Here is a 24,964-nt window from a genome sequence, read left to right on the forward strand (position 1 = left end):
TTGCGCCGAGGCCGCATCTTCTGCACCGGTGCTCGCATTCTCGTTTTCGTCTGCCCTTGGGCCCGGGTGACGACCTGTCAACACGAGCGCTCCCCCCGGTACGGCTCCTGACCCTTCCAGTGCCGGTGAGTGGCGGTCGCGCATCGCCTGGCCGGCCACCCGAAGGAGTGAACATCGGCGGGGAGTTGGCGGGCAAGTCCCGGCGGGGCCGGTGCGGGGCCCCTCCGGCGTGCCGGTTGGACGTCTCCCACCGGCTTTGGCAGGATGCGCCGCCACACCCGTGCCGGAGTTGATCATTCCGGTCGAATTCCGGCGCGTGACCCGCCCGTACGAGCAGGCCCGGCGCCCCTTTGCGGCTCCTGGCGGGCCTTGTGAAGGGCTCGTGCAGACTGGCCGGATGCGTATCGAACTCGCCACCGAGCCCGGCGACCCCGCACGCCCCAACGAGGACTACGCGGCGGTCGCGCTTCCCGCGTCCGGACAGGGTGGATCGCTCGTCCTCCTGGACGGCGTGACGCCGCCCGAGGGCTCGGTGGGCTGTCCGCATTCCGTCCCCTGGTTCACTTCACGCCTCGGTGGCGCACTGGGCGAACTGTCCGTTTCACGCCCGGATATGACGCTCTCTGAGATTCTCGCGGCCGGCATCTCGCGTACCGCCGAGTCACATGGTTCAACCTGTGACCTTTCTCACCCACGCACCCCTCAGGCAACCGTCGTGCTCGTACGCTGGGACGCGGAACGCGTCGAGCACCTGGTCCTGTCCGACTCGGCGCTCCTCATGGTGGGCCCCGGCGGCCAGGTGACCGCCGTGCTCGACCGCCGCCTGGCCGAGCTGCCACCCGCCGTCCGGGCCCTGCGCGACGAGGTGCGCGCCCTGCCCCGGGGTTCGGCCGAGCGGGACGCGGCGGCCCGTGTCTACGGAGCCGCGGTGGAGGCGCTGCGCAACGCGGAGGACGGCTTCTTCACCGCCGCCGCCGACCCCTCGGCCGCTCAGCGCGCCGTGACGGGCGAGACCCCGCGGGCGGAGGTCACGGCGGTGGCGGCGCTCACCGACGGGGCCGGGCGGTGGGTCGAGACGTTCCGCGAGGGCGGCTGGGCCGAGTGCTTCGCGCTGCTGCGCAAGGAGGGCCCGCAGCACCTGATCGACCGGGTGCGGGAGTTGGAGCGCGCGGACCCGGACCGCCTCGCCTTCCCGCGCGGGAAGCGGCACGACGACGCGGCGGTCGTCTACGCGGAGCCGTGACGCAGGCTCTGGCGGGCCGAGGTCACGAGCCGGCTCTGGGGGGCCGAGGTCACGAGTCTGCTCTGCGGGCCGACGCCACGAGTCGGCTCTGCGGGCCGAGGCCACGACCGGTACTGAGGCCCGGGGTCACGCGCCGGGCGTCCGCGTACGGCTCACGAGTCCGCGCTCGCGTTCAGCCGGCCCAGCAGCCGGGCGAGTTCGGCGACCTCCGCCCGGTCCCAGCTCGCGAGCCTGCGCACGTAACTGGCGCGGCGGGCGGCGCGCACCGTGCGGAAGCGGGTGCGACCGTCGGGCGTGAGCCGGATGAGCCAGGCGCGCCCGTCGGCCGGGTCCGGCTCGCGGGAGACCAGGCCGAGCTCCTCAAGTGCCCGCAGCTGGCGGCTCATCGTGGCCTTGCCGACGCCGATGAAGGCGGCGAGGTCGGTGGCCCGCTGCGGCCCCGAGTCGTCCAGGCGGACGAGGAGTCCGTACGCGGCGGGTTCCAGGTCGGGGTGGACCTGGCGCGCCATCTCGCCCGACGAGGCCCGCGCGCGGCGCAGCAGGACCGACAACTCCCGTTCGAGGGAGAGGAACTCGCGGTCCTCGCCCTCGGCCTCGCGCGCCCCCTGTTCGACGGCACCCCGCGCGCCGCGCCCCACACCCTCTTCTGCAGCACCCATGTCCGCTTTCCCGATTCTGAAAGTCGTCGCCGGAAGGCCCTCGTCCCGCGGCCGTGGCGGCAGCGGCCTGACCAGTATTTCGCAAGGTGGAGACGGTCCCGCCCGGCAGGCACCGCCACAGGAGTGGACCAACGGCAGCTCCTCGCCCCTCTTCCCCGGCGGCGTTCTACGTGCGTAGCTTTTCAAGTGACATGTTCACACCATTCAACATGTCGCAAGGTCCCCCCAGCGCACCACCGAGGCCTTCGGAGGCATACCCATGCCCGTGCACAGACCCGGACCGGCCCACCGCCCGCGCTTGTCGCCGGCGGGGGTTCTCCTCGCAGCACTCTCCGCCCTCGCCCTCCTCCTGACGCTCCCCACGGCGGCCCAGGCGGACGACATCCCGCCGCGCGGCTCCGCCCGCCTCGGTCAGGGCGTCATCGAGCACGACGGCCAGGGCGGCCTGCCCAGCGGCGGCGGCGCCACGCAGACCGAAGGCGTCGACGTCAGCAGCCACCAGGGCAACGTCGCCTGGTCCACGCTGTGGAACAGCGGTGTGAAGTGGGCCTACGTGAAGGCCACCGAGGGGACGTACTACAAGAACCCCTACTTCGCCCAGCAGTACAACGGTTCGTACAACGTGGGCATGATCCGCGGCGCGTACCACTTCGCGACGCCGGACACCACGAGCGGCGCCGCCCAGGCCAACTACTTCGTGGACAACGGCGGCGGCTGGTCGCGCGACGGCAAGACGCTGCCGGGCGCCCTGGACATCGAGTGGAACCCGTACGGGGCGGCCTGCTTCGGCAAGACCCAGTCGGGGATGGTCAGCTGGATCCGGGACTTCCTGAACACCTACAAGGCCCGCACCGGGCGCGACGCCGTCATCTACACCGCCACCAGCTGGTGGAAGCAGTGCACCGGCAACTACAGCGGCTTCGGCGCCAGCAACCCGCTGTGGATCGCCCGCTACGACACCAGCCCGGGTGAACTCCCGGCCGGCTGGGGCTTCCACACCATGTGGCAGTACACCTCGTCGGGACCGACGGTAGGCGACCACAACAAGTTCAACGGCGCCCTCGACCGGGTGCAGGCGCTCGCCAACGGCTGAGCACACGTGGACGGCTGAGCACGCGTGAACGGTGGCCGCCCCGATGCCGGGCCGGCCACCGTTCACCCACAGCGCGCCCTATGCGGCGGCCGGGACCTTCACCTCGGCCTCGGTGAGGGCCAGTTCGAGCACCTGGCGCACGTCCGTGACCGCGTGCACGTCCAGCTTCTCCAGGACCTCGGCCGGCACGTCGTCGAGGTCCGCCTCGTTCCGCTTCGGGATGATCACCGTGGTGATCCCGGCGCGGTGCGCGGCGAGCAGCTTCTGCTTGACGCCGCCGATCGGCAGGACCCGGCCGGTCAGCGAGACCTCACCGGTCATCGCCACGTCCGTGCGGACGAGCCGCCCGCTGAGCAGCGAGGCGAGGGCGGTGGTCAGCGTGATGCCCGCGCTCGGCCCGTCCTTGGGGACCGCGCCGGCCGGGAAGTGGACGTGCACGCCCCGTTCCTTCAGGTCACCGACGGGCAGCTCCAGTTCCGCGCCGTGCGCGCGCAGGAAGCTCAGCGCGATCTGCGCCGACTCCTTCATGACGTCGCCCAGCTGGCCGGTGAGCGTGAGCCCCGTGGCGCCGGTCTCCGGGTCGGCGAGCGACGCCTCCACGAACAGCACGTCGCCGCCGGCCCCGGTGACCGCGAGCCCGGTCGCCACGCCCGGCACCGCCGTGCGCCGCTCGGCCGGGTCCTGGGCGGACTCGGGCACGTGCCGCGGCCGGCCGAGCAGGCCGCGCAGGTCCTCGTCGGTGACGGTGAACGGCAGCTCCCTGTCGCCCAGTTCGTGCTGGGCCGCGACCTTGCGGAGCAGCCGCGCGACGGAGCGCTCCAGGTTGCGGACGCCCGCCTCGCGCGTGTACTCACCGGCGAGCTTGCGCAGCGCGCTCTCGTCGAGGGTGACCTCGTCCTCCGCCAGGCCGGCCCGCTCCAGCTGGCGCGGGAGCAGGTGGTCGCGGGCGATGACGACCTTCTCGTCCTCGGTGTAGCCGTCGAGGCGGACGAGCTCCATGCGGTCGAGCAGCGCCTCGGGGATGGCTTCGAGGACGTTCGCCGTGGCGAGGAAGACGACGTCGCTGAGGTCGAGCTCGACCTCCAGGTAGTGGTCGCGGAAGGTGTGGTTCTGCGCCGGGTCGAGGACTTCGAGGAGGGCGGCGGCCGGGTCGCCCCGGAAGTCCGAGCCGACCTTGTCGATCTCGTCGAGGAGCACCACCGGGTTCATCGACCCGGCCTCCTTGATGGCCCGCACGATGCGTCCGGGCAGCGCCCCCACGTACGTACGGCGGTGGCCGCGGATCTCCGCCTCGTCCCGTACGCCGCCGAGCGCGACCCGCACGAACTTGCGGCCCATGGCGTGCGCGACGGACTCGCCGAGCGAGGTCTTGCCGACGCCGGGCGGGCCGACGAGGGCGAGGACGGCGCCGCCGCGGCGCCCGCCGACGACTCCGAGGCCGCGGTCGGCACGGCGCTTGCGCACCGCGAGGTACTCGGTGATGCGCTCCTTCACGTCCTCCAGGCCCGCGTGCTCGGCGTCGAGGACGCGCTGGGCGCCCTTGATGTCGTACTCGTCCTCGGTGCGTTCGTTCCACGGCAGTTCGAGGACGGTGTCCAGCCAGGTGCGGATCCAGGAGCCCTCGGGCGACTGGTCGCTCGCGCGCTCCAGCTTGTCGACCTCCTTGAGGGCGGCCTCGCGGACCTTCTCGGGGAGGTCGGCGGCCTCGACGCGGGCGCGGTAGTCGTCGGACTCCTCCGCCGCGTCCTTGCTGTCGCCGTTGAGCTCGCGCAGCTCCTTGCGGACGGCGTCGAGCTGGCGGCGCAGCAGGAACTCGCGCTGCTGCTTGTCCACGCCTTCCTGTACGTCCTTGGCGATGGACTCGGCGACGTCCTGCTCGGCGAGGTGCTCGCGCAGCTGCTCGGTGGCGAGCCTGAGGCGCGCGACGGCGTCCTCGGTCTCCAGGAGCTCGACCTTCTGCTGGGTGGTCAGGAACGGCGAGTAGCCGGAATTGTCGGCGAGCGCGGAGACGTCGTCGATCTGGGTGACGCGGTCGACGACCTGCCAGGCGCCGCGCTTCTTCAGCCAGCTGGTGGCGAGCGCCTTGTACTCCTTGACGAGCTCGGTGACGGCGCCCGGCAGGGGGTCGGGCACGGTGTCGTCGAGCTGCACTCCCTCGACCCAGAGGGCGGCGCCGGGACCGGTCGTGCCCGCGCCGATGCGGACGCGGCTCCGGCCGCGGATGAGGGCGCCGGGGTCGCCGTCGGAGAGCCGCCCGACCTGCTCGACGGTGCCGAGGACACCGGTCGCGGCGTACGTCCCGTCGATGCGCGGAACAAGCAGCACCTTCGGCTTGCTGTCGCCACTGGAGCGGGCCGCGGCCTGGGCGGCCTCCACCGCGGCGCGCACATCGGCGTCGGACAGGTCGAACGGAACCACCATGCCGGGCAGGACCACCTCGTCGTCGAGCGGCAGCACAGGCAGAGTGAGCGGTGTGTACGAGGTGGACTCAGTAGCCATGATCTCCCCTTCGGCATTCAAGTTGAGCTGTATCGACTCAATGGTTATGAGCGCCGAGTTGTTCCCCGGGGCGTGTTCGCTCTAAGCGATCACGCAAAAAGCGGCTCCGCCCATGGCTCGTTTCCGGTCGCCCGTCCCCCGCGTACCGTTCCCTCCCGGCCGTCCCCCTGGGACCGTGGACACTCCGACTCCCACGGAGGGGATCCAAGGTGGACACACCCGAGAACGGTGACGGCGGCATGCGGGACGTGACCTGGCAGCTCGCGGACCACGCACTGGGGCATCTCTTCTCGGCGGCGCTGCGCACGGCGGCGCTCTGCCGGGTGGCCGACCATCTGGCGGCGGGGCCGCGCACCGCCGAGCAACTGGCCGAGCCGACCGGCACCCACGCCGGGCACCTCCGCCGCGTCCTGCGCTATCTCGCCACGCGCGGCGTCTTCCGTGAGGACGGGGCGGGCGCGTTCCACCTGACCCCGCTCGCGAACGCACTCCGCACCGACGTGCCCGACTCGCTGCACCCGGCGGTCGTGATGCTGACCGACCAGGCGTTCTGGCGGACCTCCGCGGGTCTTGAGGAGACGGTCCGCCAGGCCGGCCCGTCCTTCGAACGGGTCTTCGGCAAGCCGTTCTTCGCGTATCTGGCCGAGGACGCCGAGCTGCGGGAGCTCTTCGACAGCGGCATGGCGTCACTGTCGGGTCCGGTCGACGCGGTGATCGCCGGGACGTACCCCTTCCCGGAGAAGGGCACCGTGGTGGACGTCGGCGGCGGCCGCGGCGGACTGCTGCGCGCGGTCCTGCGCGGGCGGCCCGGCCTGACGGGTGTCCTCTACGACCAGGTGCCCGCGGTGAGCACGCACCTCCTGGGCGGCGACGAGGAGCTGCGCGGCAGATGGCGGGCCGAGTCCGGGGACTTCTTCGCCGAGGTGCCCCAGGGCGGCGACATCTACGTCCTCAAACACGTCCTGCACGACTGGCCGGACGCGGACTGCGAGCGGATCCTGCGCAACTGCCGCGCGGCGATGGCACCGGACGCACGCCTCCTGATCGTCGACTGCGTCCTGCCGTCCGGCAACGAACCGCACATCGGCAAGACCCTGGACGTGGCGATGGCAGCGATCGTGGACGGCCAGGAGCGCACGGAGGACGAGTTCGCAGCACTGCTCGTCCGGGCGGGACTGCGCCTGACGCGCATTCTGCCGACGGACGCGTTCCCGTCGATCGTGGAGGCGGTAGCGGCCGCCTGACACGACGACGACACGAAGCTCCACCCAGGGGTGCGGGGCGCCGCCCGGGCAACGGCGCGAAGTCCCACCCAGGGGCGCGGGGAACTGCGCGCTCAGCCACCCCCGAGCGGCAGCCGACGGCGAGACAGGCAGCGGCCAACGGCATCCGACGCTCGGGGCGCCGACCGGGCGACGGCACGAAGCCCCACCCAGGGGCGCGGGGAACTGCGCGCTCAGCCACCCCCGAGCCGCAGCCGACGGCGAGACAGGCAGCGGCCGAGTGCATTCGGGGCGCGGGGCGCCGGCCGGGCGCGGGTGGCGCCGGGGCGGCCGCGCGCGAGCAAACCCCTGGCTCCGGCCATGAAGATCAACAAGTGCAGAATGACCGCATGTCGACGACCAATGCCCCCGAGGCGCCCCGCCCCGCCCCGCAGCCCGCCACCCTCGACGACGCCGCGACGATCGGCCCCACCCTGGCCCGCGCCTTCGACGACGATCCGATGATGCGCTGGTTCTTCCCGGACGCCGCCACCCGCGAGGCGGGCCTCGGCCGCTACTTCGCCACGCTCCTCACCCGGCAGTACGGCCGCCACGGCGTCTGCGAGCGGACGGCCGCGGCGGCCGCCTTCTGGGTGCCGCCGGGCGCGCAGGACAAGGCCGTGCCCGACGCGGAGACCGTCGAGGAGCTCGCGGAGATACTCGGCGACCGCGCCCCGCTGTTCCGCGAGGCCACCGCGGCCGCCGCCGGACACGGCCCCGAGGAGCCGCACTGGTACCTGGCGGTGCTCGGCGCCGACCCCGCCGCCCAGGGCCAGGGCCACGGAGCCGCCCTCCTGCGCTCAGGTCTCGCCCGCGCCGACGAGGCCGGCCTGCCCGTGTACCTGGAGTCCTCCAAGCCGGAGAACCTCCCCTTCTACGAGCACTTCGGCTTCACGGCGCTCGGCGAGGTGCAGCTGCCGGGCGGCGGCCCGACCCTGTGGGCGATGCGTCGCGCGCCGCGCCGGGGCGACGCCTGAGCAACGGCCAGGTGGCGACGCCGACCAGCAGCGCGAGCAGGTGCCCCCAGTTCGTCATCGGGTCGGCGAACGCGATCAGGTCGTCGACCAGCATCCCGCCGAAGCCGATGAGGACGGGCCAGCGCAGCCACGGTGTGAGCAGCCCCGCCAGCGCGCCGACGCTGGCGGCCACCCCGAAGCTGATGCCGTAGTCGAGCCGGTGCAGGGAACTGTCCGGCAGATGGCCCGCGAGGACCGAGAAGCCGACCGGGACCTCCGTCGCGAGCGTGGCGACGACGTGCCCGAGGAGGAAGACACCGGCGGTGCGCAGGCCGCCGATGCGGCGCTCCAGCGCGGTGAGCACCAGCAGGAAGCCGATCGCGTACGGGGACGTGATGCCGCCCGCGATCCACAGGGCGCTCGCGACCAGGACGAGAACGGGGCTGTGCGCTAGGTGCGCCACGTCGGTGCTGGACCCGTGGAGGAGCTTCTCCACGAGGTCCGGGTCGGCGTACTGCGCGAGCAGCGAGGTGGCCGCGAGCACGAGGGCGTACCCGAAGGTGAAGGGCGTGCCGGTGGGGGTGGGCAGGAGCAGCCAGGGGCGGAGGCGCCGGGTGGACGCGCCGGGGGCACGTTCCCGCGCCGCCTGCTCGTGGCCCGCCCCCGGCGGGGGCCGACGCGTCGACTGCCGCGGTATGCCGCTCAGGGTGCCCGGCGTCTCCGCGTCGGACGCGGCCCCGACGGGCCGCACGCTCTGGTTCACGGGTGAGGCGCTCCTTCCGTCCCACCCCACCCTTTGCCCTCTTTTCGAGCGTGTCTATGACGGGCGCCACGTGAGGTGCGTCTCACACGGCAACCACACGGCAACCCGCGGGGCGGCTCCTGCGTCGCGCGGGCTCGCCGACCCGAAAGCCCGGAGGCCCCGTTAACCGCCTGCGGACGGACGTCGCGGAAAAATACGCTGTGGGCCATGCACACCCACACCACCGCCCCCGTCGTGCTCGACCGGCGCGAGGGCCCTCACGGCGAGGTCGTCCTGCGGCGCCACGGTGAGCTGCTGCAGATCATCGCCAACGGCTGTTTCCTGATGGACACCAGCGACGGCCGCTCCGAGCGCCTGCTCGTCGACGCGGCCCGCGACGCCCTCGACGACCGCCCCTCCCCCGCCCTCCTCATCGGCGGCCTCGGCGTCGGCTTCTCCCTCGCGCACGCCGTCGCGGACCCCCGCTGGGGACGCGTCGACGTCGTCGAACGCGAGGAGGCGATCATCGGCTGGCACCGTGAGGGACCCCTCGCCGAACTGTCCGCAGCCGCGCTCGCCGACCCACGTGCGCAAATTCTTCACACGGACCTGGTCGCGCACCTCTTCGGCTCGACGGACACGTACGACGCGCTCTGTCTCGACATCGACAACGGCCCCGGCTGGACGGTGACGGAGGGCAACAACTCCCTTTACTCGCCTGCCGGTCTGGCCGCCTGCAAAGCCCGTCTGAACCCGGGCGGAGTGCTCGCCGTATGGTCCGCGCAGCCCTCGTCCGCTTTCGACGACGCTCTACGGAATGCCGGATTCCAGAGGGTACGAACCGAAGAGATCCCCGTTGCCCGAGGCGTCCCTGACGTGGTCCACCTCGGCGTCAGGGCTGCGTAGCCGAGGTGCCTTCGCGACCCGTACTCTGCTGACCGAACACAAGCGATCAGTGTCAGGGGCGGGCGATGGAGCAGACACACACCTCCCAGAACGGCGCCACGGCGGCGACGCCGGGCGCCCAGCGCCGGGTGCTGGTGGTCGAGGACGACCCGACGATCGTCGACGCCATCGCCGCCCGGCTCCGTGCCGAGGGTTTTGTTGTGCAAACGGCCGGCGACGGCCCCTCGGCGGTCGACACCGCCCAGGCCTGGCAGCCCGACCTGCTGATCCTCGACATCATGCTGCCGGGCTTCGACGGCCTGGAGGTGTGCCGCCGGGTGCAGGCCCAGCGCCCCGTCCCCGTCCTGATGCTCACCGCGCGTGACGACGAGACGGACATGCTGGTCGGGCTCGGGGTCGGCGCCGACGACTACATGACCAAACCGTTCTCCATGCGGGAGCTCGCGGCCCGCGTGCACGTCCTGCTGCGCCGGGTCGAGCGGGCCGCGCTGGCCGCGACCACCCCCCGCAGCGGCATCCTCCGCCTCGGCGAACTGGAGATCGACCACGCCCAGCGGCGTGTGCGGGTGCGCAGCGAGGACGTCCACCTGACCCCCACGGAGTTCGACCTGCTGGTCTGCCTGGCCAACACCCCGCGCGCCGTCCTCTCCCGCGAGCAGCTGCTCGCGGAGGTGTGGGACTGGGCCGACGCGTCCGGCACCCGCACCGTCGACAGCCACATCAAGGCCCTGCGCCGGAAGATCGGTGCTGAGCGGATCCGCACGGTGCACGGCGTGGGCTACGCCCTCGAGACCCCGGCGCCGTGAGGCCGGTCCTGCCGTGAGCGGGCCCTTCGGAGAGCTGCGGCCGTTCTCCATCAAGACCAAGCTCGGCGCCCTCGTGGTCGTCTCGGTGTTCATCACCACAGGGCTGCTGCTCGTGGCCATGAAGACCAAGACCGAGCTGCGCTTCATCACCGTCTTCTCGGTGATCGCCACGCTGCTCATCACGCAGTTCGTGGCGCACAGCCTCACCGCCCCGCTGGACGAGATGAACGCGGTGGCCCGCGCCGTCTCGCACGGCGACTACACGCGCCGGGTGCGCGGCGCGGACCGGCGCGACGAGCTGGGCGACGTGGCCTCCACCATCAACGCGATGGCGGACGACCTGGAGGCGCAGGACACCCAGCGCAAGGAGCTCGTCGCCAACGTCTCGCACGAGCTGCGCACCCCCATCGCGGCCCTGCGCGCCGTCCTGGAGAACGTCGTCGACGGCGTCTCCGCCGCCGACCCCGAGACGATGCGCACGGCTCTCAAGCAGACCGAGCGCCTCGGCCGCCTGGTGGAGACCCTGCTGGACCTCTCCCGCCTCGACAACGGCGTCGTACCGCTGAAGGCCCGCCGCTTCGAGGTGTGGCCGTATCTGTCGGGCGTCCTGAAGGAGGCCAACATGGTGGCCTCCGCGCGCGCGGGCATCGCGTCGGGCTCCGGCAGTCACACGCGTACGGACGTCCATCTGCACCTCGACGTGTCGCCGCCGGAGCTGACCGCCCACGCGGACGCCGAGCGGCTCCACCAGGTCGTGGCCAACCTCATCGACAACGCGGTCAAGCACAGCCCGCCGCACGGCCGCGTGACGGTGCGGGCCAGGCGCGGCCCCTACCCCGAGTCCCTGGACCTGGAGGTGCTCGACGAGGGCCCCGGCATCCCGGAGTCGGAGTGGCACCGCGTCTTCGAGCGGTTCAACCGCGGCAGCCACGCGGGCGCCCCCGTGAAGGGCTCGGGGAACGACGGCGGGACCGGTCTCGGCCTGGCCATCGCGCGCTGGGCCGTCGATCTGCACGGCGGCCACATCGGGGTGGCCGAATCCCCTCGCGGCTGCCGCATCCAGGTCACTCTTCCGGGCCTGCCCGAGGCGTGAAGTTGACGTAGGGTTCGAGTGAAAGCGATTCAAGGGTGCTGTTCCTGGGCACCCGGGGGCCGCCGCCGCGCGTAGACGTCCCACGGACGTACCCGCGCGGCCATCTGGCGTTGCGGAACCTCGCTTGTTTCCCGCCATTTACAGCGCCGAAACCACTGTTCCAGTGTGACTTACGCGACGGATGCCGGGCCCGGTCTGCACCTCGCGGCTTCGGAGGCGTAGCCTTTATTTCCGCTGTCCATCACCTTGTGAAGCGGAAGAGGGCGGTTACCGCCGTGTCGCCACAGTCCCCCAGTAACTCGAGCATCTCGACCGACCAAGACGGGCAGGGCAAGGACCCTGCTGCTGCCTTCGGTCCCAATGAGTGGCTCGTCGACGAGATCTATCAGCAGTACCTCCAGGACCCGAATTCGGTCGACCGAGCCTGGTGGGACTTCTTCGCCGACTACAAGCCAGGAGCGGGCGCTTCCGTAGCCACCGCTCCGGTGAAGCCGGCGGGTGACGCGGCCGCGGGGGCCGCGGCCACCACTCCCGCCGCGCCGCCGGCCGAGGCCGCTCCGGCCAAGGCCGCGCCCGCCGCTCCCCAGGCGCAGGCACCGGCCGCTCCCGCGAAGCCCGCGGCCGCCGCTCCGGCTCCCGCCGCGCAGCCGGCCGCCGCCAAGCCCGCGGCCGCTGCCAAGCCCGCGGCCGCGAAGCCCGCCGCCAAGGCGGAGCCCGCGACCGAGGCTCCGGCCGGTCCCGAGTACGTGACGCTGCGCGGCCCCGCCGCCGCGGTCGCGAAGAACATGAACGCCTCGATCGAGGTCCCGACGGCGACGTCGGTCCGCGCGGTCCCGGTGAAGCTGCTCTTCGACAACCGCATCGTCATCAACAACCACCTCAAGCGCGCCCGCGGCGGGAAGATCTCCTTCACGCACCTGATCGGGTACGCGATGGTGCAGGCCATCAAGGCCATGCCGTCGATGAACTACTCCTTCCAGGAGAAGGACGGCAAGCCGACCCTGGTCAAGCCGGAGCACATCAACTTCGGCCTCGCCATCGACCTGGTGAAGCCCAACGGCGACCGCCAGCTGGTCGTCGCGGGCATCAAGAAGGCCGAGACCCTGAACTTCTTCGAGTTCTGGCAGGCCTACGAGGACATCGTCCGTCGCGCCCGCGACAACAAGCTGACGATGGAGGACTTCACCGGCGTCACGGTCTCCCTGACCAACCCCGGCGGCCTCGGCACCGTCCACTCGGTCCCGCGCCTGATGCCCGGCCAGTCGGTCATCATGGGCGTCGGCTCCATGGACTACCCCGCGGAGTTCCAGGGCACCTCCCAGGACACCCTGAACAAGCTCGGCATCTCGAAGGTCATGACGCTCACGTCGACCTACGACCACCGGGTCATCCAGGGCGCCGCCTCCGGCGAGTTCTTGCGGATCGTCGCGAACCTCCTCCTCGGTGAGCAGGACTTCTACGACGAGATCTTCAAGGCGCTCCGGATCCCCTACGAGCCGGTCCGCTGGCTCAAGGACATCGACGCCTCGCACGACGACGACGTCACGAAGGCCGCCCGCGTCTTCGAGCTGATCCACTCCTACCGCGTCCGCGGCCACGTCATGGCCGACACGGACCCGCTGGAGTACAAGCAGCGCAAGCACCCCGACCTGGACATCACCGAGCACGGCCTCACCCTGTGGGACCTGGAGCGGGAGTTCGCGGTCGGCGGCTTCGCCGGCAAGTCGATGATGAAGCTGCGCGACGTCCTCGGCGTGCTGCGCGACTCGTACTGCCGCACCACCGGCGTCGAGTTCATGCACATCCAGGACCCGAAGCAGCGCAAGTGGCTCCAGGACCGCATCGAGCGGACCCACGCCACCAAGCCCGAGCGCGAGGAGCAGTTGCGCATCCTGCGCCGGCTGAACTCCGCGGAGGCCTTCGAGACCTTCCTCCAGACGAAGTACGTCGGACAGAAGCGCTTCTCCCTGGAGGGCGGCGAGTCCGTCATCCCGCTGCTCGACGCCGTGCTCGACAGCGCCGCCGAGGCGCGCCTGGACGAGGTCGTCATCGGCATGGCCCACCGCGGCCGCCTCAACGTGCTCGCCAACATCGTCGGCAAGTCGTACGCCCAGATCTTCCGCGAGTTCGAGGGCAACATGGACCCCAAGTCCATGCACGGCTCCGGCGACGTGAAGTACCACCTGGGCGCCGAGGGCACCTTCACCGGCCTCGACGGCGAGCAGATCAAGGTCTCGCTGGCCGCCAACCCGTCCCACCTGGAGACGGTCGACCCGGTCATCGAGGGCATCGTCCGCGCCAAGCAGGACATCATCAACAAGGGCGGCACGGACTTCACGGTCCTGCCCGTCGCCCTGCACGGTGACGCGGCCTTCGCGGGCCAGGGTGTGGTCGCCGAGACGCTCAACATGTCGCAGCTGCGCGGCTACCGCACGGGCGGCACGGTCCACATCGTCATCAACAACCAGGTCGGCTTCACCGCCGCCCCGGAGTCGTCGCGCTCGTCCATGTACGCCACCGACGTGGCCCGCATGATCGAGGCGCCGATCTTCCACGTGAACGGCGACGACCCCGAGGCCGTCGTCCGCGTCGCGCGCCTCGCCTTCGAGTTCCGCCAGGCGTTCAACAAGGACGTGGTCATCGACCTCATCTGCTACCGCCGCCGCGGGCACAACGAGTCGGACAACCCGGCGTTCACGCAGCCGCTGATGTACGACCTGATCGACAAGAAGCGCTCGGTGCGCAAGCTCTACACCGAGTCCCTCATCGGTCGCGGCGACATCACCCTGGAAGAGGCCGAGCAGGCGCTGCAGGACTTCCAGGGCCAGCTGGAGAAGGTCTTCACCGAGGTCCGCGAGGCCGTCTCGCAGCCCGCGCAGGCCGATGTGCCGGCCCCGCAGGCCGAGTTCCCGGTGCACGTCGACACCGCGATCTCCCAGGAGGTCGTCAAGCGGATCGCCGAGTCCCAGGTCAACATCCCCGACCGGGTCACCGTCCACCCGCGTCTGCTCCCGCAGCTGCAGCGCCGCGCGACGATGGTCGAAGAGGGCACGATCGACTGGGGCATGGGCGAGACCCTCGCCATCGGCTCGCTGCTCCTCGAGGGCACCCCGGTCCGCCTGTCGGGCCAGGACTCCCGCCGCGGCACGTTCGGCCAGCGCCACGCGGTCCTCATCGACCGCGCGACGGGCGAGGACTACACGCCGCTGATGTACCTCTCCGAGGACCAGGCGCGTTACAACGTCTACGACTCGCTCCTCTCCGAGTACGCGGTGATGGGCTTCGAGTACGGCTACTCGCTGGCCCGCCCCGAGTCCCTCGTCATGTGGGAGGCGCAGTTCGGCGACTTCGTCAACGGCGCGCAGACGGTGGTGGACGAGTACATCTCCGCCGCCGAGCAGAAGTGGAACCAGCACTCGGGCGTCACGCTGCTCCTGCCGCACGGTTACGAGGGCCAGGGACCGGACCACTCGTCCGCCCGCATCGAGCGCTTCCTCCAGCTGTGCGCGCAGAACAACATGACGGTCGCGATGCCGACCCTCCCGTCGAACTACTTCCACCTCCTGCGCTGGCAGGTGCACAACCCGCACCACAAGCCGCTGGTGGTCTTCACCCCGAAGTCGATGCTGCGCCTCAAGGCGGCGGCCTCGAAGACGGAGGAGTTCACGACGGGCGGCTTCCGTCCGGTCATCGGCGACAGCCACGTCGAGGCGTCGGCGGTCCGCAAGGTCGTCTTCTGCTCCGGCAAGCTGTACTACGACCTGGAGGCGGAGCGCCAGAAGCGCGGCGCCGACGACACGGCGATCATCCGCATCGAGCGCCTGTACCCGCTGCCGGGTGCGGAGCTCCAGGCGGAGATCGCCAAGTACCCGAACGCCGAGAAGTACTTGTGGGCGCAGGAGGAGCCGGCGAACCAGGGCGCGTGGCCCTTCATCGCCCTCAACCTCATCGACCACCTGGACCTGGCGGTCGGCGCGGACATCCCGCACGGCGAGCGCCTGCGCCGCATCTCGCGGCCGCACAGCTCGTCCCCGGCGGTCGGCTCGGCCAAGCGCCACCAGGCCGAGCAGGACCAGCTGCTGACCGAGGTCTTCGAGGCGTAAGCCCCGCGGCCGGTACGTGAGGCGGGCCCGGGCCCGAGTTCCATGGACTCGGGGCCGGGCCCGCCCGCGTTCGGCGGCGGTGAGCTGTTCGCCCGCGGCCGACGGTCACGCTCCGGCCAGCCGGGCCTCCAGGCGGGTGACGGCGGCGCGGATCGCGTCGGCGCGGACGTAGGTGGCGCGCGGCCCGTACTCGGGGAGCAGCCGCCGGGCCTTGCGGTACTCCGCGAGCGCACGCTCGAACTCCCCGAGTTCTTCGAGGGCTTCGGCGTACGCCTGGTGGGCCTCGGCGGCGAGCGACGGTTCGCCGGCGGCCACGGCCGTCCCGGCCGCCTCGCGGTAGTACTCGGCCGCCCGGTGGAGCTGTGCCGAGAGGCCGGTGCGGGCGAAGATCTGCGCGGCCACCTCGCCGCGCCGCAGCCGGCAGTACGCGGCGAGCACGGGGTCCGTGACATTGCGGGCGACCGCGCCCAGGAGCCATTCGGCCTCGTGGAGGTCGGCGAGGGTCTGCTGGACGTGGAAGCGGGCGATGTACGCGTTGGCCAGCTGCATCCGGCGCTCGTCCCGGCCGGGGTCGCGCGGCGGCGTCGCGTCGACGGCCTCGCGCAGCTGGCGTACGGCGTCGTCGGTGTCCGCCACGGAGGCCGTCGCGACGCCGCGCTGGGCGAGGGCGGTGCCGAGCCGGGACATCAGCACGACCCGGCTCGGATCGTCCCGCGACGTCAGGGGGAGGGCCTTCGTCCAGCCCTCGATGGCCAGTTGGCGGTGGACGGGCAGGCCCGTGGCCAGGTGACGCGCCCAGTACACGTCCGCGCCGCGCACGTGACAGGCGAGGGTCAGCCCGTGGTCCCCGTCGGCCGCTTCGAGGGCCTCTTCCAGGGCGGTGCGGATGAGCCGCTGCCCGCCCTCGTCGGCGTCGTGGCACCAGGCGAGCTGCAGCGCCTCCGCGAGGTCCAGCCAGGCCAGGCTGCGCTCGTCGGCGGCGAACGTGCCGCGCGCCAGAGCCTCCTGGAGGTCGTCGCAGGCGTCGGCGGCGATGGCGGTGCCGTCCGGCGCGCCCCGGTCGCCGCCCTCCCGCGCGATCTCGCCCCGCCCCGTGCAGTGCCGCGCCAGCCGCTTGCGCAGCCGCCCCCGCAGCAGGAACCCGTCGGCCGGGTCGGGGCCGAGGGTCAGCACGCCGGTGGTGTCGACGGCGCGGCGCATGAAGTCGACGTACACGTCCTGCGGCCGGGGGCCGTCCACGCCGTGGCGGGGCCGCCCCAGCGTGGAGCCGTGGAAGGCGGCGTCGCCGAGGTCGAGGCGGCCCGGGTGGGGTTCGGTGCGCTGCGCGGTGCCGGACGCGCCCGCACCCGCGCCACGTGCCGTCGGCCCGAGAAAGACCCCGCCGCTGAAGTCGACGCGCGGGACCCCGCCGGACGCGCCCCCGAAGGTGTCCGCGAGCCCCCCGCGTCCGGGCCCGCCCTCCACGACGCGCCCCCCGAACACCCCACCACGCCCCGACCCGGCCACCGCCGCACCCCATAGGCCCTGACCCGCCCGACCGTCCTGTCCGGCCCCGGACCCCTGCCCACCGGAAACGCCGCCGGAAACGGCACCGGAGGCCGAGCCCGAGCTCGGCGCACCATCGGGACCCGCCCCCGAGCCCTGGCCCCCGGAAGTCGCGCCCGAGTCCGGGGCGGCACCGGAACGTGAGCCGGTTTCCTGGCCCGCGCCCCCGACCCGCACGCCGCCCTCCACCAATCGCGCCGCCACCACCGCCAGGCGGCCCAGTGTCTCCGCCAGGGCGCGTTGGGCCGGCCAGCCCGGGTGGGACGGGTCGTCGCCGATGTGGGCGGGGATCGGGAGGAGTTCGGCCGCCGCGTCGTTCAGGAGGAGGTACTCGGCCCAGAGCGCCCCGGGCGTCCCGCGGGGGCCGCGCGGCGGGCCGCCGGCGAGGCGGGCCGCCCGCCCCCGCACCTCGTCGGGCAGCGCGGCCGCGGCCGTGCCCGCGCGTTCCACCTCCTCGGCGATCTCCATGAGCACCGCGCCGAGGAGGAGCCGGGTCTGCGGGGGCCGGTCGGCGATCGTGGCCGCGGCGCGCAGCGCCTCGCGCAGGTCCGCCACGCTCCGCCGCGCCGTCCACCGCAGGAACAGCGTCTCGCCCAGCTCGGCCAGGACGGCGTCGCGCCCCGCACCGGCCTGCGCGGCCCTGACCGCCGCCTCCAACAGGTCGACGGCGCGGTCCAGTTCACGCGCCTGCCGCCCCTGCGCGTACCGCTCGCGGGCGGCGCGGGCCGCCGCCCGCAGTGCCGCCGCGTCACTCCCGTCGAGGTCCTGGCCGACCTCCGTCCGCGTCCTCGGCAGGAACCGGCGCAGCACTTCCCCGGACACCTCGGCGAACGCCCGCAGGCCGGGGTGGTCCGCCTGGCCGCCGGTGCCCGGCGGCTGCACGGGCTCCCCCGCGTCGCCGAGCAGCGCGACCGCCGTGGCGGGGAAGTTGTGGACACTGCGGCCGAACCGCCGCTCCAGATAGTCCGAACAGTGCTTCTGCAACAGCCGCGCGTCGTCCGGCGCGAGGTGCCCGATGAGCTCCTCCTCGACGCCGTCGAGGAACTGGTAGGCGAGCACCTCGGGGTCGTCGTCCCGCTCGCTGCGCTTCAGGAGCCCGCCGAGCAGCACCTCGGCGAGGACCTCGGGCCCGCTGCCCGCCAGCATCGCGCGCTGCACGAGCTGCATCACCGGCAGGATCGTCGGCACCGCCGACAGATACACGGCGAGCTGCCAGGCCGCGGGCGACGCCGTGCGCCGGAACGCCCGCACCCGTTCCCTGCCGCCGACCTCCTGCCGGGCCCGCACGGGTGCGGCGGACGGCCCGTGCCCGGCCTCGGCCAGGCCCGCCGCCGCCTCCAGGGACTGCCCGGTCGCGCCCGACACGAGCCTGGCCCAGCCCTCCACGGAGGACCGGCGCAGGGCGAGCACCGGCACGGGGATGCCCCGCGGCGCCCGGGCCCGCGCGCCACCGCCGCCCGCGGGCTCGAACTCCAGGTGCCCGGCGGGCCCTTCCCAGCGGTGCAGGTGCCCACGGCGCGCGGGCAGGTGGGTGCGCCGCCACATCCGCTGCGGCAGCGGCTGCACCACGGCGACCGGCGCGAGCGAGCCCCACCGGTACAGGAGCCGCTGCATCAGCCCGCCGCGCCACATCGGGCCCGCGCAGTCGCTGAGGACGAGGGTGAGCCGGCTTCCCGTGGGGTCGCTGAGGCGTCCGGGGTCCTGGAGCGCGGCGCCGGGCCGGGCCGTCGCCGCGAACCCGGGACGGCCGTCCGCGCCCTCGTGCAGGAACTGCACCTGCACCTCGCGGAAGGCCCCGGACCGCTCGCACACGTGGCGTAACTCGCCGAGAGCCTGCTCCCACACGACCGTGGAGGTCGACAGGTCCATCACGAGCAGCAGCCGCGCCTCGCGCCGCCGCGCGTGCCGCAGCACGGGCACCACGAGCCCGGTGTCGGCGGCCCGCTCCGCCGTGGCCTGTTCGTCGAGGGCGCGCGGCACGGGCCGGGCGGGCGGCCGGTACCGCTGCAGGGGCCGCAGCGCGCGCTGCAGGGCGAGCGGGTCGGGCAGTACCGCGGCGGCGGGCACCTGCACGGGGACGCCGCCGGACCGTTCGGGGCCGCCGCCGTCCCCGACGGGCACGACGAGGCGGGAGCGGGGCGCGGGGCGGGGCGGCGTGTGGGGCGGCGGGCCCGGCGGGGCTGGCGTGCGGTGCGGGTCGGCAGCGCCGGACGCGTCGCCGGACCGCGCGGGCCGCGCCCGGTCCGCTTCGGGGCGGCGCGCCGCGTCCGCCGCGTCCCCGTCGTCGCCCGCGGCGACCTGCGCCGCGAGCCACAGCGAGTCGGCCAGTTCCCGGGCGGTGGGGGCGAGTTCGGCGTCCCGCAGCCGTGCGACGAGCGCCGTGAGCGCGTCGCTCACGGCGTCGGTGCGGTGCGGGGCTCCGGTCATGGCGTCACCGCGGCCCGCGGTCCAGGGGCCGCATGAGCAGCCCGGCGATCTCCTCGCGCCGCTCCGGGTGCTGCCGGGCGGCGTGCTGGGCGAGGAAGATGGCGTTCAGGAGCTGGTCGGTGGGGCGCAGCGCGCCGTCGGCCTCGGCGTCCGTGAACTGGTCGACGAGGTCGATGTTCGTGTCGTACGCCCCCGTCCCGAAGTGCGCGAGGACCATCGCGGCGAGCCGCTGGTCGCGGGGCGGTTCGAGGTCGAGCGGCACGCAGCGGCGCAGCAGCGGCCCGGGGAACTCGCGCTCGCGGTTGCTGGTCAGGACGGTGACGGGGAAGGCGCGGCAGCGCACCCGGCCGCGGGTGACGGGCACGCGGCGCCCGTCGTCGGTGAGGACCTGCACGGTCTCCTGGCCGGGCCGGTCGGCGATCCGCTCCAGCTCGGGGATGCCGAACTCGCCCTCTTCCAGGACGTTCAGGAGGTCGTTGGGCAGGTCGATGTCGCTCTTGTCGAGCTCGTCGATGAGCAGGACGCGCGGCCGGTCGGACGCGATGAGCGCGGTGCCGAGCGGGCCGAGCCGCAGATAGCGGCCGATGTCCTCGGCGTGGTCGCGGCCGAGCTGGTTGTCCTGGAGGCGGCCGATCGCGTCGTAGGTGTAGAGGCCGTCCTTCAGTTCGCTGCGGCTGACGATGGCCCACTGCAGGACGCGGCCGAGCCCCAGTTCGTACGCGAGGGAGTGCGCGAGGGTGCTCTTGCCGGAGCCCGGCTCACCGGTGACGAGGAGGGGGCGCCGCAGGTAGAGGGCGGCGTTGATCAGTTCGAGGGCCTCGGCGCCCTGCACGGACATGGGGACGTTGCTGTCGCCGAGGCGCCGGCGCGTCGCGGAGTCGATGTCCGGGACGTCGTACGGCACCGGTTCCGCGTCGAAGGCGCGCCAGGGCGGCGGCGCCGGCAGCCGTCGGATCCTGTCCGGATCCGGACCACCGACCCCCTCGTAGATGAACCATCCGCTCACTGCGTGCTCCTCGTCGACGGTCGGTGGAAACGTACCCACGATCGCGCCCTCGCCACCGCGCGCGTGCCCGCGCGGGTCCCCCTCACGGCGAGTCCGCCGGCATCGTGTCCTCGGGCGGCAGCGGCCGCCGCGGGTCGTCGTACAGCAGGGCGAGGGGTTCCGCCCAGTGCCGGTCGTCCCTGCCGCTGCTGATGTCCTGCCGGATGTGCCGGATCCGGTCGGGGAGCTCGGCGACCGAGCCGAGCCGGCCGAGCAGCTGCTCCACGCCCGCGTGCAGGTCCTCGCAGGCGTCCTGGCAGCCGCGGGTGGCGTGCCCCTCGATGTGCCAGAGCACGACGCCGTGCCCGCTGCCGAGGGCCAGCCTCATCGCGTCGCGTCCTACGCCGCGTCCGGCGGGCCGGCACATCACGGGGATCACGGTGTGCGGCAGTTTCTGGAAGTGCCGGGCCTGCGGCCTGCTGTCCCGTTCGGGTACGCGCGCGGGCGTCAGTTCGCGCGCGGCGGTGACCGACCGCCAGCGGTCGTGCCAGTCGGGGTTGTCCGGATCGGCGCGGCGCGCCAGGTCGCGCAGGACGACGCGGCGCTGGGTGCCGAGCCGTTCGGTGGCGTACAGCTTCGCGATGTCGTCGAACTGCCAGCGGTGGACCTGCGTGTCGAAGTGCTCGGCGGGCAGGGCGAATTCGAGCGGTACGGGCGGTCCCTCGCCGTCCAGGCGGTGCAGGGTCCTGCCGAGGGGCGCGCGCAGCGCCTGGACGAGCTCCCCGGGCAGGAAGCCCTCGCCGGAGTAGTCCTCGGCGGCCAGCTCCGTGTCGCCGTACGCGCCTTCGTACTCCCCCTCCCCCTGCCGTTCCCCGTGGTTGACCCAGATCTGCCAGTGGAAGCGGGCGGGCGTCACGCTGATCACCGGGTCGAGCAGGACGGTGACCGTGGGGCCCTCGCCGGGGCCCGGGTAAGGCACGGCGGCGCGGTCCGGGCCGCCGGGGTCGGGGAGCAGCCCGTCGGGCAGCCGGGCGTCGGTGACCAGGGCGTGCAGATGGACGCGGTCGTCCTCCCTGAGCCGCTCGGCGACCCACTCCTCGAGGCGTTCCGCGTCGCCGCCGCGGCTGCGGACATACGCGGCGACGAGCCGCAGATAGTGCAGGAACGTCAGCGCGTCCTCGGGCAGGGCGCTGTCGTAGAGCAGTCCGTGGCCGTCGCGCCAGGTGAGCAGCGCGGGCACGGCGCCGGGCGGCCTGCGCCCCCGCACCTTGCGCACGATCTTGGCGACGGACGGCGCGGCCCCTGGGTGGGGCAGCCGGGCGAGGAGGCCGAGCGCGGTGCGGCGGTCCTTGGGGGTCCACTGGTCGGGTCCCGGACGCCACTCCGTCCCGGGCAGCCGCTGCTGTTCGTCGATCCAGTTGTCGCCGGTGATGACGCGCGGGACCGTGCCGTGCCAGCGGTCGTGGGCGGCCGTCACCTCGCGGTAGGCGTCGCCGAACTGGCGCAGCGCGAGCGTCGCGACGGCCATGCCGCCGTCGCGCTCCCTGCGGCGCGACTTGATGACGCCGACGACGGCGCCGGTGCGCGGGTCGAGCAGCGGGCCGCCCGAGACGCCTTTGGGGAAGGCGATGTCGGGCTTGAAGCGCAGCCCGGCGCCGTCGTCGCGGACGTTGATCTCGGCGTCGGCGCTCCAGGGCTTGGCGCCCGCGCTGCTCTCGTTCTCGTCGGGCCGGTAGCCGTACGCGACGACGTCGCCGAAGGGGCGTACGGCCCGGTCGGCGAGCCACACGCACTCGTGCTCCACGGTGTCGTCGAGGAGCCGGACCAGGGCGAGGTCCTCCTCGGGCGGCAGCACGGCCCGCTCGTGGTCGCCGATGAGCCAGTGCGCCAGGCGGGCCGTGACGGGGATGCCGTCGTTGAGGTCGGTGCCGCGCACGGCGAACGTCCGGCCGCGGTCCCTCGCGAGATACGGCCGCAGGACGTGCGCGCAGGTCAGCACCCATCCGGGCGCGACGAAGAAGCCGCTCCCCCACATGGCCGACTCCGTGCCGTACGCGCCGTCGTCGTCCGCCGCCATGAGGTGGACGGTGGCGGCCTGCGCGAGGGCGTCGAGCCGGGGGGCAGGCTCAGGCATGAGGGGTGGCGGGGCTTGGTGGGGTGGCGGGGGGCGGAGGGGTGCTGGGGGTTGGTGGGGTGGCGGGGGTCTGCGGGGTGGCGGGTGTCTGCGGGGTGGTGGCGGCGTCGTCGCGTGGGGCATTTCCGTCCCTGTCCAGCCGCCATGTGAGCGTGACCTGCACGGACGCCTTGGCCTCGCCCTCGGCGAGTACGGCGATCACCTTGCCGGGCTTGGCGCTGAGCTCCACGCCGAAGGTGACGCTGGCCTCGTCGGGCCGGGCCGCCGCCGCGGCGTCGAGCACGGAGCCGCCGACGCCGCGGATCAGCTCGCCGAGCTCCTCGACGCGGGCGACGGCGGTGTCGAGCACGCCGACGTCCTCGTCGTCCTCGCCGTGCCGGCCGGACGCGCCGATCCGCGCGTGCACGACCTTCCCGCCGGGCAGTTCGATCCGCTGGACATGTCCCGCCACTGTCCCCCGCTCTCCGCGCAGCTCACCCTTCGCCCTCGCCTCCTCGGTCTGCGACGAGGGCAGTGGCCCGCATGGTTGCAGGCGCCCCTCGAACGGCGCATGAAACCGGCCAGGTGGGAGCGGCCCGCGCACGGAATACCATGAAGCGGAAACAGCCGTCCGCCCGTGCGCAACAGGAGCATCAGTTGTACTTCACCGACCGTGGCATCGAGGAGCTGGAGAAGCGGCGCGGCGAGGAAGAGGTCACTTTCGAGTGGCTCGCCGAACAGCTCCGCACCTTCGTGGACCTCAACCCCGACTTCGAGGTCCCGGTGGAGCGCCTGGCGACGTGGCTGGCGCGGCTGGACGACGAGGACGAGGACGAGTAGTCACCCGACGATGGTTCATCCGCCGATGGTTCATCCGCCGAGCAGGGCGGGGGCCAGCTCCCGCCACTGCGGCAGCGGCAGGGCGGCGGGATCGGCCGTCAGCACCTGTACGCAGACGTGGTCGGCGCCCGCGTCCAAGTGGGCCCGCACGCGCGCGTGGAGCACGTCGACGTCTCCGTAGGCGACGATCGCGTCGACGAGGCGGCGGCTCGGGCGGCCGCCCGCGATGTCCTCGTCGCCGAATCCCATGCGGCGCACGTTCGCCGCCTGGTGGGGGGCGCTCATGACGTAGCCCGCCACGTGCCGCGCGGCCACCTCGCGCGCCCGGTCGACGTCGGTGTCGAGGACCACGGCCTGCTCGACGCCGAGGAACGCGTCCGGCCCCATGGTCTCGCGGGCCAGCGCGGTGTGCTCGACGGGAACGAAGTACGGGTGGGCGCCCCAGGTGCGCTCCGCGGCCAGCGCCAGCATCTTCGGGCCGAGCGCGGCCAGGACGCGGCGCGGGGCGGGGTCGGGGGCGGGGCCGTGCGCGGGGGCGGCGTCCATGGAGCCCAGGTAGCCGCGCATGGTCGACAGGGCCTTTCCGCGCGCGGGAACGCGATAGCCGTCGACCTCGACGGCGGCGTCGTCCACCCGGTGACCGCCGAGGCCGAGCAGATAGCGCCCCGGAAAGGCCTCGCCGAGCGTGCGCTCCGCCGCCGCCATGGCCAGCGGGTCCCGGAAGGCGATGTTGGCGATGCCCGAGGCGACGACGATGCGCCGGGTCGCGGACAGCAGCAGCCACGCCTGCCCCACGGTGTCCCGCCCGAAGGCCTCCCCGAACCAGAGGGCCCCGTAGCCCAGCTCTTCGATCTCCGCGGCGGCCTCCCGTACCTGCGGCGCGGTGTGCCCCTCGAAGGCGAAGGTCCACACCCCCACCCGTCCGAGCCCGTCCCGCGCCAGGACCTCATTGCCATTCATGCGCCACCCCACTTAACCCGGATCACGATATGGAGAACCTCTCCACTTAACCCGGGGCACGATACGGAGAACCCCTCCGCTTGACTAGCCCCCGGCGCCGCGGGAAGCGAGGATGACCCGATGACGAACTCTCGGGAAGCCCCCGCAGACCGGCAGCCGCGCGCGGACGCACGGCGCAACCGCGAGCGGATCGTCGCCGCGGCACGGGACGCGTTCGCCGAGGCCGGCCCCGAGGCCTCCCTCAACGAGATCGCCCGCCGCGCGGGCGTCGGCCCCGGCACGCTCTACCGCCACTTCCCCACCCGTCCCGCGCTCCTGACCGCGGTGCTCAGGGACCGCATCGACGCGCTGTGCGCACGCGCGGAGGAACTGCTCACGGCCGACTCCCCCGACGAGGCGCTGGCCGAGTGGCTGCGCGCCTTCCTGGCCCACGCGCGCGTGCACCAAGGTCTGGGCAGCGCCCTGCTGATCGAGGAGGCGGAGCGGCCGGACGCCCTGGGCTTCGACTGCCAGCAGCGGATCCAGGACGCGGCGCACCGGCTCCTCGCCCGGGCCCAGCACTCCGGCACAGCCCGCCCCGACCTCACGGCCGCCGACCTGCTCCAGCTGGTGGTGGGCATCGCGCTGTCAACGGCACACGCCACCGCGGACCCGTCCCAGCCGGCCCGCCTCCTCGCCCTGACCCTGGACGCGGTCCGCCGCCCCTGACCGATCCCTCTCTCGGACACGCAC

Annotated in this window: 18 protein-coding genes; 10 read left to right on the forward strand and 8 right to left on the reverse strand. The window is 73.2% G+C overall.

The genetic code is table 11. From position 1 onward, the window contains the following. Positions 1 to 397: 397 nt before the first annotated feature. Positions 398 to 1,243 (forward strand): hypothetical protein, encoded by an 846-nt coding sequence (locus ACZ7LU_RS13010; protein WP_471916723.1) that lies wholly within the window; start codon positions 398 to 400, stop codon positions 1,241 to 1,243. A gap of 152 nt (positions 1,244 to 1,395) precedes the next feature. Here ACZ7LU_RS13010 and ACZ7LU_RS13015 read toward each other — a convergent pair whose 3' ends face one another. After that, entirely contained in the window at positions 1,396 to 1,902 is a 507-nt protein-coding gene (locus tag ACZ7LU_RS13015) for a MarR family winged helix-turn-helix transcriptional regulator (RefSeq protein WP_398301121.1), read from the reverse strand. A 259-nt stretch (positions 1,903 to 2,161) separates the two neighbouring features. On the opposite strand from ACZ7LU_RS13015, the gene ACZ7LU_RS13020 reads away from it, so the two are divergent. After that, a complete protein-coding gene (locus ACZ7LU_RS13020) occupies positions 2,162 to 2,995 on the forward strand; it encodes a lysozyme (protein ID WP_468313546.1) in 834 nt (277 codons plus the stop codon). Positions 2,996 to 3,073: 78 nt separating this feature from the next. Here ACZ7LU_RS13020 and lon read toward each other — a convergent pair whose 3' ends face one another. Then, positions 3,074 to 5,494 (reverse strand): endopeptidase La, encoded by a 2,421-nt coding sequence (gene lon / locus ACZ7LU_RS13025; RefSeq protein ID WP_471149494.1) that lies wholly within the window; start codon positions 5,492 to 5,494, stop codon positions 3,074 to 3,076. A 239-nt stretch (positions 5,495 to 5,733) separates the two neighbouring features. Here lon and ACZ7LU_RS13030 point away from each other — a divergent pair, with 239 nt between their 5' ends. Then, positions 5,734 to 6,738 (forward strand): methyltransferase, encoded by a 1,005-nt coding sequence (locus ACZ7LU_RS13030; RefSeq protein WP_398301454.1) that lies wholly within the window; start codon positions 5,734 to 5,736, stop codon positions 6,736 to 6,738. A 368-nt stretch (positions 6,739 to 7,106) separates the two neighbouring features. After that, a complete protein-coding gene (locus ACZ7LU_RS13035; RefSeq protein WP_471916724.1) occupies positions 7,107 to 7,733 on the forward strand; it encodes a GNAT family N-acetyltransferase in 627 nt (208 codons plus the stop codon). Here the strand turns inward: ACZ7LU_RS13035 and ACZ7LU_RS13040 are convergent. Next, a complete protein-coding gene (locus ACZ7LU_RS13040; protein WP_468563764.1) occupies positions 7,648 to 8,475 on the reverse strand; it encodes a rhomboid-like protein in 828 nt (275 codons plus the stop codon). The genes ACZ7LU_RS13035 and ACZ7LU_RS13040 overlap by 86 nt on opposite strands. Positions 8,476 to 8,682: 207 nt before the next feature. Here ACZ7LU_RS13040 and ACZ7LU_RS13045 point away from each other — a divergent pair, with 207 nt between their 5' ends. The 4 genes from ACZ7LU_RS13045 to ACZ7LU_RS13060 all read left to right on the forward strand — a co-directional run bounded on the left by ACZ7LU_RS13045 (position 8,683) and on the right by ACZ7LU_RS13060 (position 15,362). Continuing rightward, positions 8,683 to 9,360 carry a spermidine synthase family protein gene (locus ACZ7LU_RS13045; RefSeq protein WP_471916725.1) on the forward strand — a complete coding sequence of 226 codons (678 nt, stop codon included), beginning with the start codon at positions 8,683 to 8,685 and terminating at the stop codon, positions 9,358 to 9,360. Positions 9,361 to 9,425: 65 nt separating this feature from the next. Beyond that, positions 9,426 to 10,166 (forward strand): response regulator transcription factor, encoded by a 741-nt coding sequence (locus ACZ7LU_RS13050; RefSeq protein WP_398301110.1) that lies wholly within the window; start codon positions 9,426 to 9,428, stop codon positions 10,164 to 10,166. Between the two features lie 13 nt (positions 10,167 to 10,179). Next, positions 10,180 to 11,259 carry a HAMP domain-containing sensor histidine kinase gene (locus tag ACZ7LU_RS13055; protein ID WP_398301108.1) on the forward strand — a complete coding sequence of 360 codons (1,080 nt, stop codon included), beginning with the start codon at positions 10,180 to 10,182 and terminating at the stop codon, positions 11,257 to 11,259. A gap of 275 nt (positions 11,260 to 11,534) precedes the next feature. Continuing rightward, complete coding sequence (locus ACZ7LU_RS13060) at positions 11,535 to 15,362, forward strand: multifunctional oxoglutarate decarboxylase/oxoglutarate dehydrogenase thiamine pyrophosphate-binding subunit/dihydrolipoyllysine-residue succinyltransferase subunit (protein ID WP_468313531.1); 3,828 nt, start codon at positions 11,535 to 11,537, stop codon at positions 15,360 to 15,362. 105 nt (positions 15,363 to 15,467) lie between these two features. Here ACZ7LU_RS13060 and ACZ7LU_RS13065 read toward each other — a convergent pair whose 3' ends face one another. From ACZ7LU_RS13065 to ACZ7LU_RS13080, 4 genes are all read right to left on the reverse strand, one after another. Beyond that, complete coding sequence (locus ACZ7LU_RS13065; RefSeq protein WP_471916726.1) at positions 15,468 to 19,334, reverse strand: SAV_2336 N-terminal domain-related protein; 3,867 nt, start codon at positions 19,332 to 19,334, stop codon at positions 15,468 to 15,470. Between the two features lie 4 nt (positions 19,335 to 19,338). Beyond that, positions 19,339 to 20,340, reverse strand: coding sequence for an AAA family ATPase (locus tag ACZ7LU_RS13070; protein WP_398301102.1), 1,002 nt, complete (start codon positions 20,338 to 20,340; stop codon positions 19,339 to 19,341). Positions 20,341 to 20,422: 82 nt separating this feature from the next. Then, a complete protein-coding gene (locus ACZ7LU_RS13075; RefSeq protein WP_471916727.1) occupies positions 20,423 to 22,453 on the reverse strand; it encodes a VMAP-C domain-containing protein in 2,031 nt (676 codons plus the stop codon). Further along, positions 22,446 to 22,904, reverse strand: a complete 459-nt coding sequence (locus ACZ7LU_RS13080) for a CU044_2847 family protein (RefSeq protein ID WP_471119873.1) — start codon at positions 22,902 to 22,904, stop codon at positions 22,446 to 22,448. The genes ACZ7LU_RS13075 and ACZ7LU_RS13080 overlap by 8 nt, the downstream gene beginning before the upstream one ends. A gap of 185 nt (positions 22,905 to 23,089) precedes the next feature. Between ACZ7LU_RS13080 and ACZ7LU_RS13085 the strand changes: the two genes are divergently transcribed. Next, positions 23,090 to 23,272, forward strand: a complete 183-nt coding sequence (locus ACZ7LU_RS13085; protein WP_003961784.1) for a DUF6104 family protein — start codon at positions 23,090 to 23,092, stop codon at positions 23,270 to 23,272. Between the two features lie 30 nt (positions 23,273 to 23,302). Here ACZ7LU_RS13085 and ACZ7LU_RS13090 read toward each other — a convergent pair whose 3' ends face one another. Next, positions 23,303 to 24,232 carry a TIGR03620 family F420-dependent LLM class oxidoreductase gene (locus tag ACZ7LU_RS13090; protein ID WP_471916728.1) on the reverse strand — a complete coding sequence of 310 codons (930 nt, stop codon included), beginning with the start codon at positions 24,230 to 24,232 and terminating at the stop codon, positions 23,303 to 23,305. A 120-nt stretch (positions 24,233 to 24,352) separates the two neighbouring features. Here ACZ7LU_RS13090 and ACZ7LU_RS13095 point away from each other — a divergent pair, with 120 nt between their 5' ends. Then, positions 24,353 to 24,940 carry a TetR/AcrR family transcriptional regulator gene (locus ACZ7LU_RS13095; protein WP_471916729.1) on the forward strand — a complete coding sequence of 196 codons (588 nt, stop codon included), beginning with the start codon at positions 24,353 to 24,355 and terminating at the stop codon, positions 24,938 to 24,940. The last annotated feature ends 24 nt before the right edge of the window (positions 24,941 to 24,964 follow it).

The organism is Streptomyces sp. NPDC039462, from assembly GCF_055639375.1.

What these genes read in the sequence shown, in the direction of transcription:
- ACZ7LU_RS13010 (WP_471916723.1), top strand. Translation starts at nt 398, where the DNA reads ATGCGTATCGAACTCGCCACCGAGCCCGGCGACCCCGCACGCCCCAAC.
- ACZ7LU_RS13015 (WP_398301121.1), bottom strand. Translation starts at nt 1,902, where the DNA reads ATGGGTGCTGCAGAAGAGGGTGTGGGGCGCGGCGCGCGGGGTGCCGTC.
- ACZ7LU_RS13020 (WP_468313546.1), top strand. Translation starts at nt 2,162, where the DNA reads ATGCCCGTGCACAGACCCGGACCGGCCCACCGCCCGCGCTTGTCGCCG.
- lon (WP_471149494.1), bottom strand. Translation starts at nt 5,494, where the DNA reads ATGGCTACTGAGTCCACCTCGTACACACCGCTCACTCTGCCTGTGCTG.
- ACZ7LU_RS13030 (WP_398301454.1), top strand. Translation starts at nt 5,734, where the DNA reads ATGCGGGACGTGACCTGGCAGCTCGCGGACCACGCACTGGGGCATCTC.
- ACZ7LU_RS13035 (WP_471916724.1), top strand. Translation starts at nt 7,107, where the DNA reads ATGTCGACGACCAATGCCCCCGAGGCGCCCCGCCCCGCCCCGCAGCCC.
- ACZ7LU_RS13045 (WP_471916725.1), top strand. Translation starts at nt 8,683, where the DNA reads ATGCACACCCACACCACCGCCCCCGTCGTGCTCGACCGGCGCGAGGGC.
- ACZ7LU_RS13050 (WP_398301110.1), top strand. Translation starts at nt 9,426, where the DNA reads ATGGAGCAGACACACACCTCCCAGAACGGCGCCACGGCGGCGACGCCG.
- ACZ7LU_RS13065 (WP_471916726.1), bottom strand. Translation starts at nt 19,334, where the DNA reads ATGACCGGAGCCCCGCACCGCACCGACGCCGTGAGCGACGCGCTCACG.
- ACZ7LU_RS13075 (WP_471916727.1), bottom strand. Translation starts at nt 22,453, where the DNA reads ATGCCTGAGCCTGCCCCCCGGCTCGACGCCCTCGCGCAGGCCGCCACC.
- ACZ7LU_RS13090 (WP_471916728.1), bottom strand. Translation starts at nt 24,232, where the DNA reads ATGAATGGCAATGAGGTCCTGGCGCGGGACGGGCTCGGACGGGTGGGG.
- ACZ7LU_RS13095 (WP_471916729.1), top strand. Translation starts at nt 24,353, where the DNA reads ATGACGAACTCTCGGGAAGCCCCCGCAGACCGGCAGCCGCGCGCGGAC.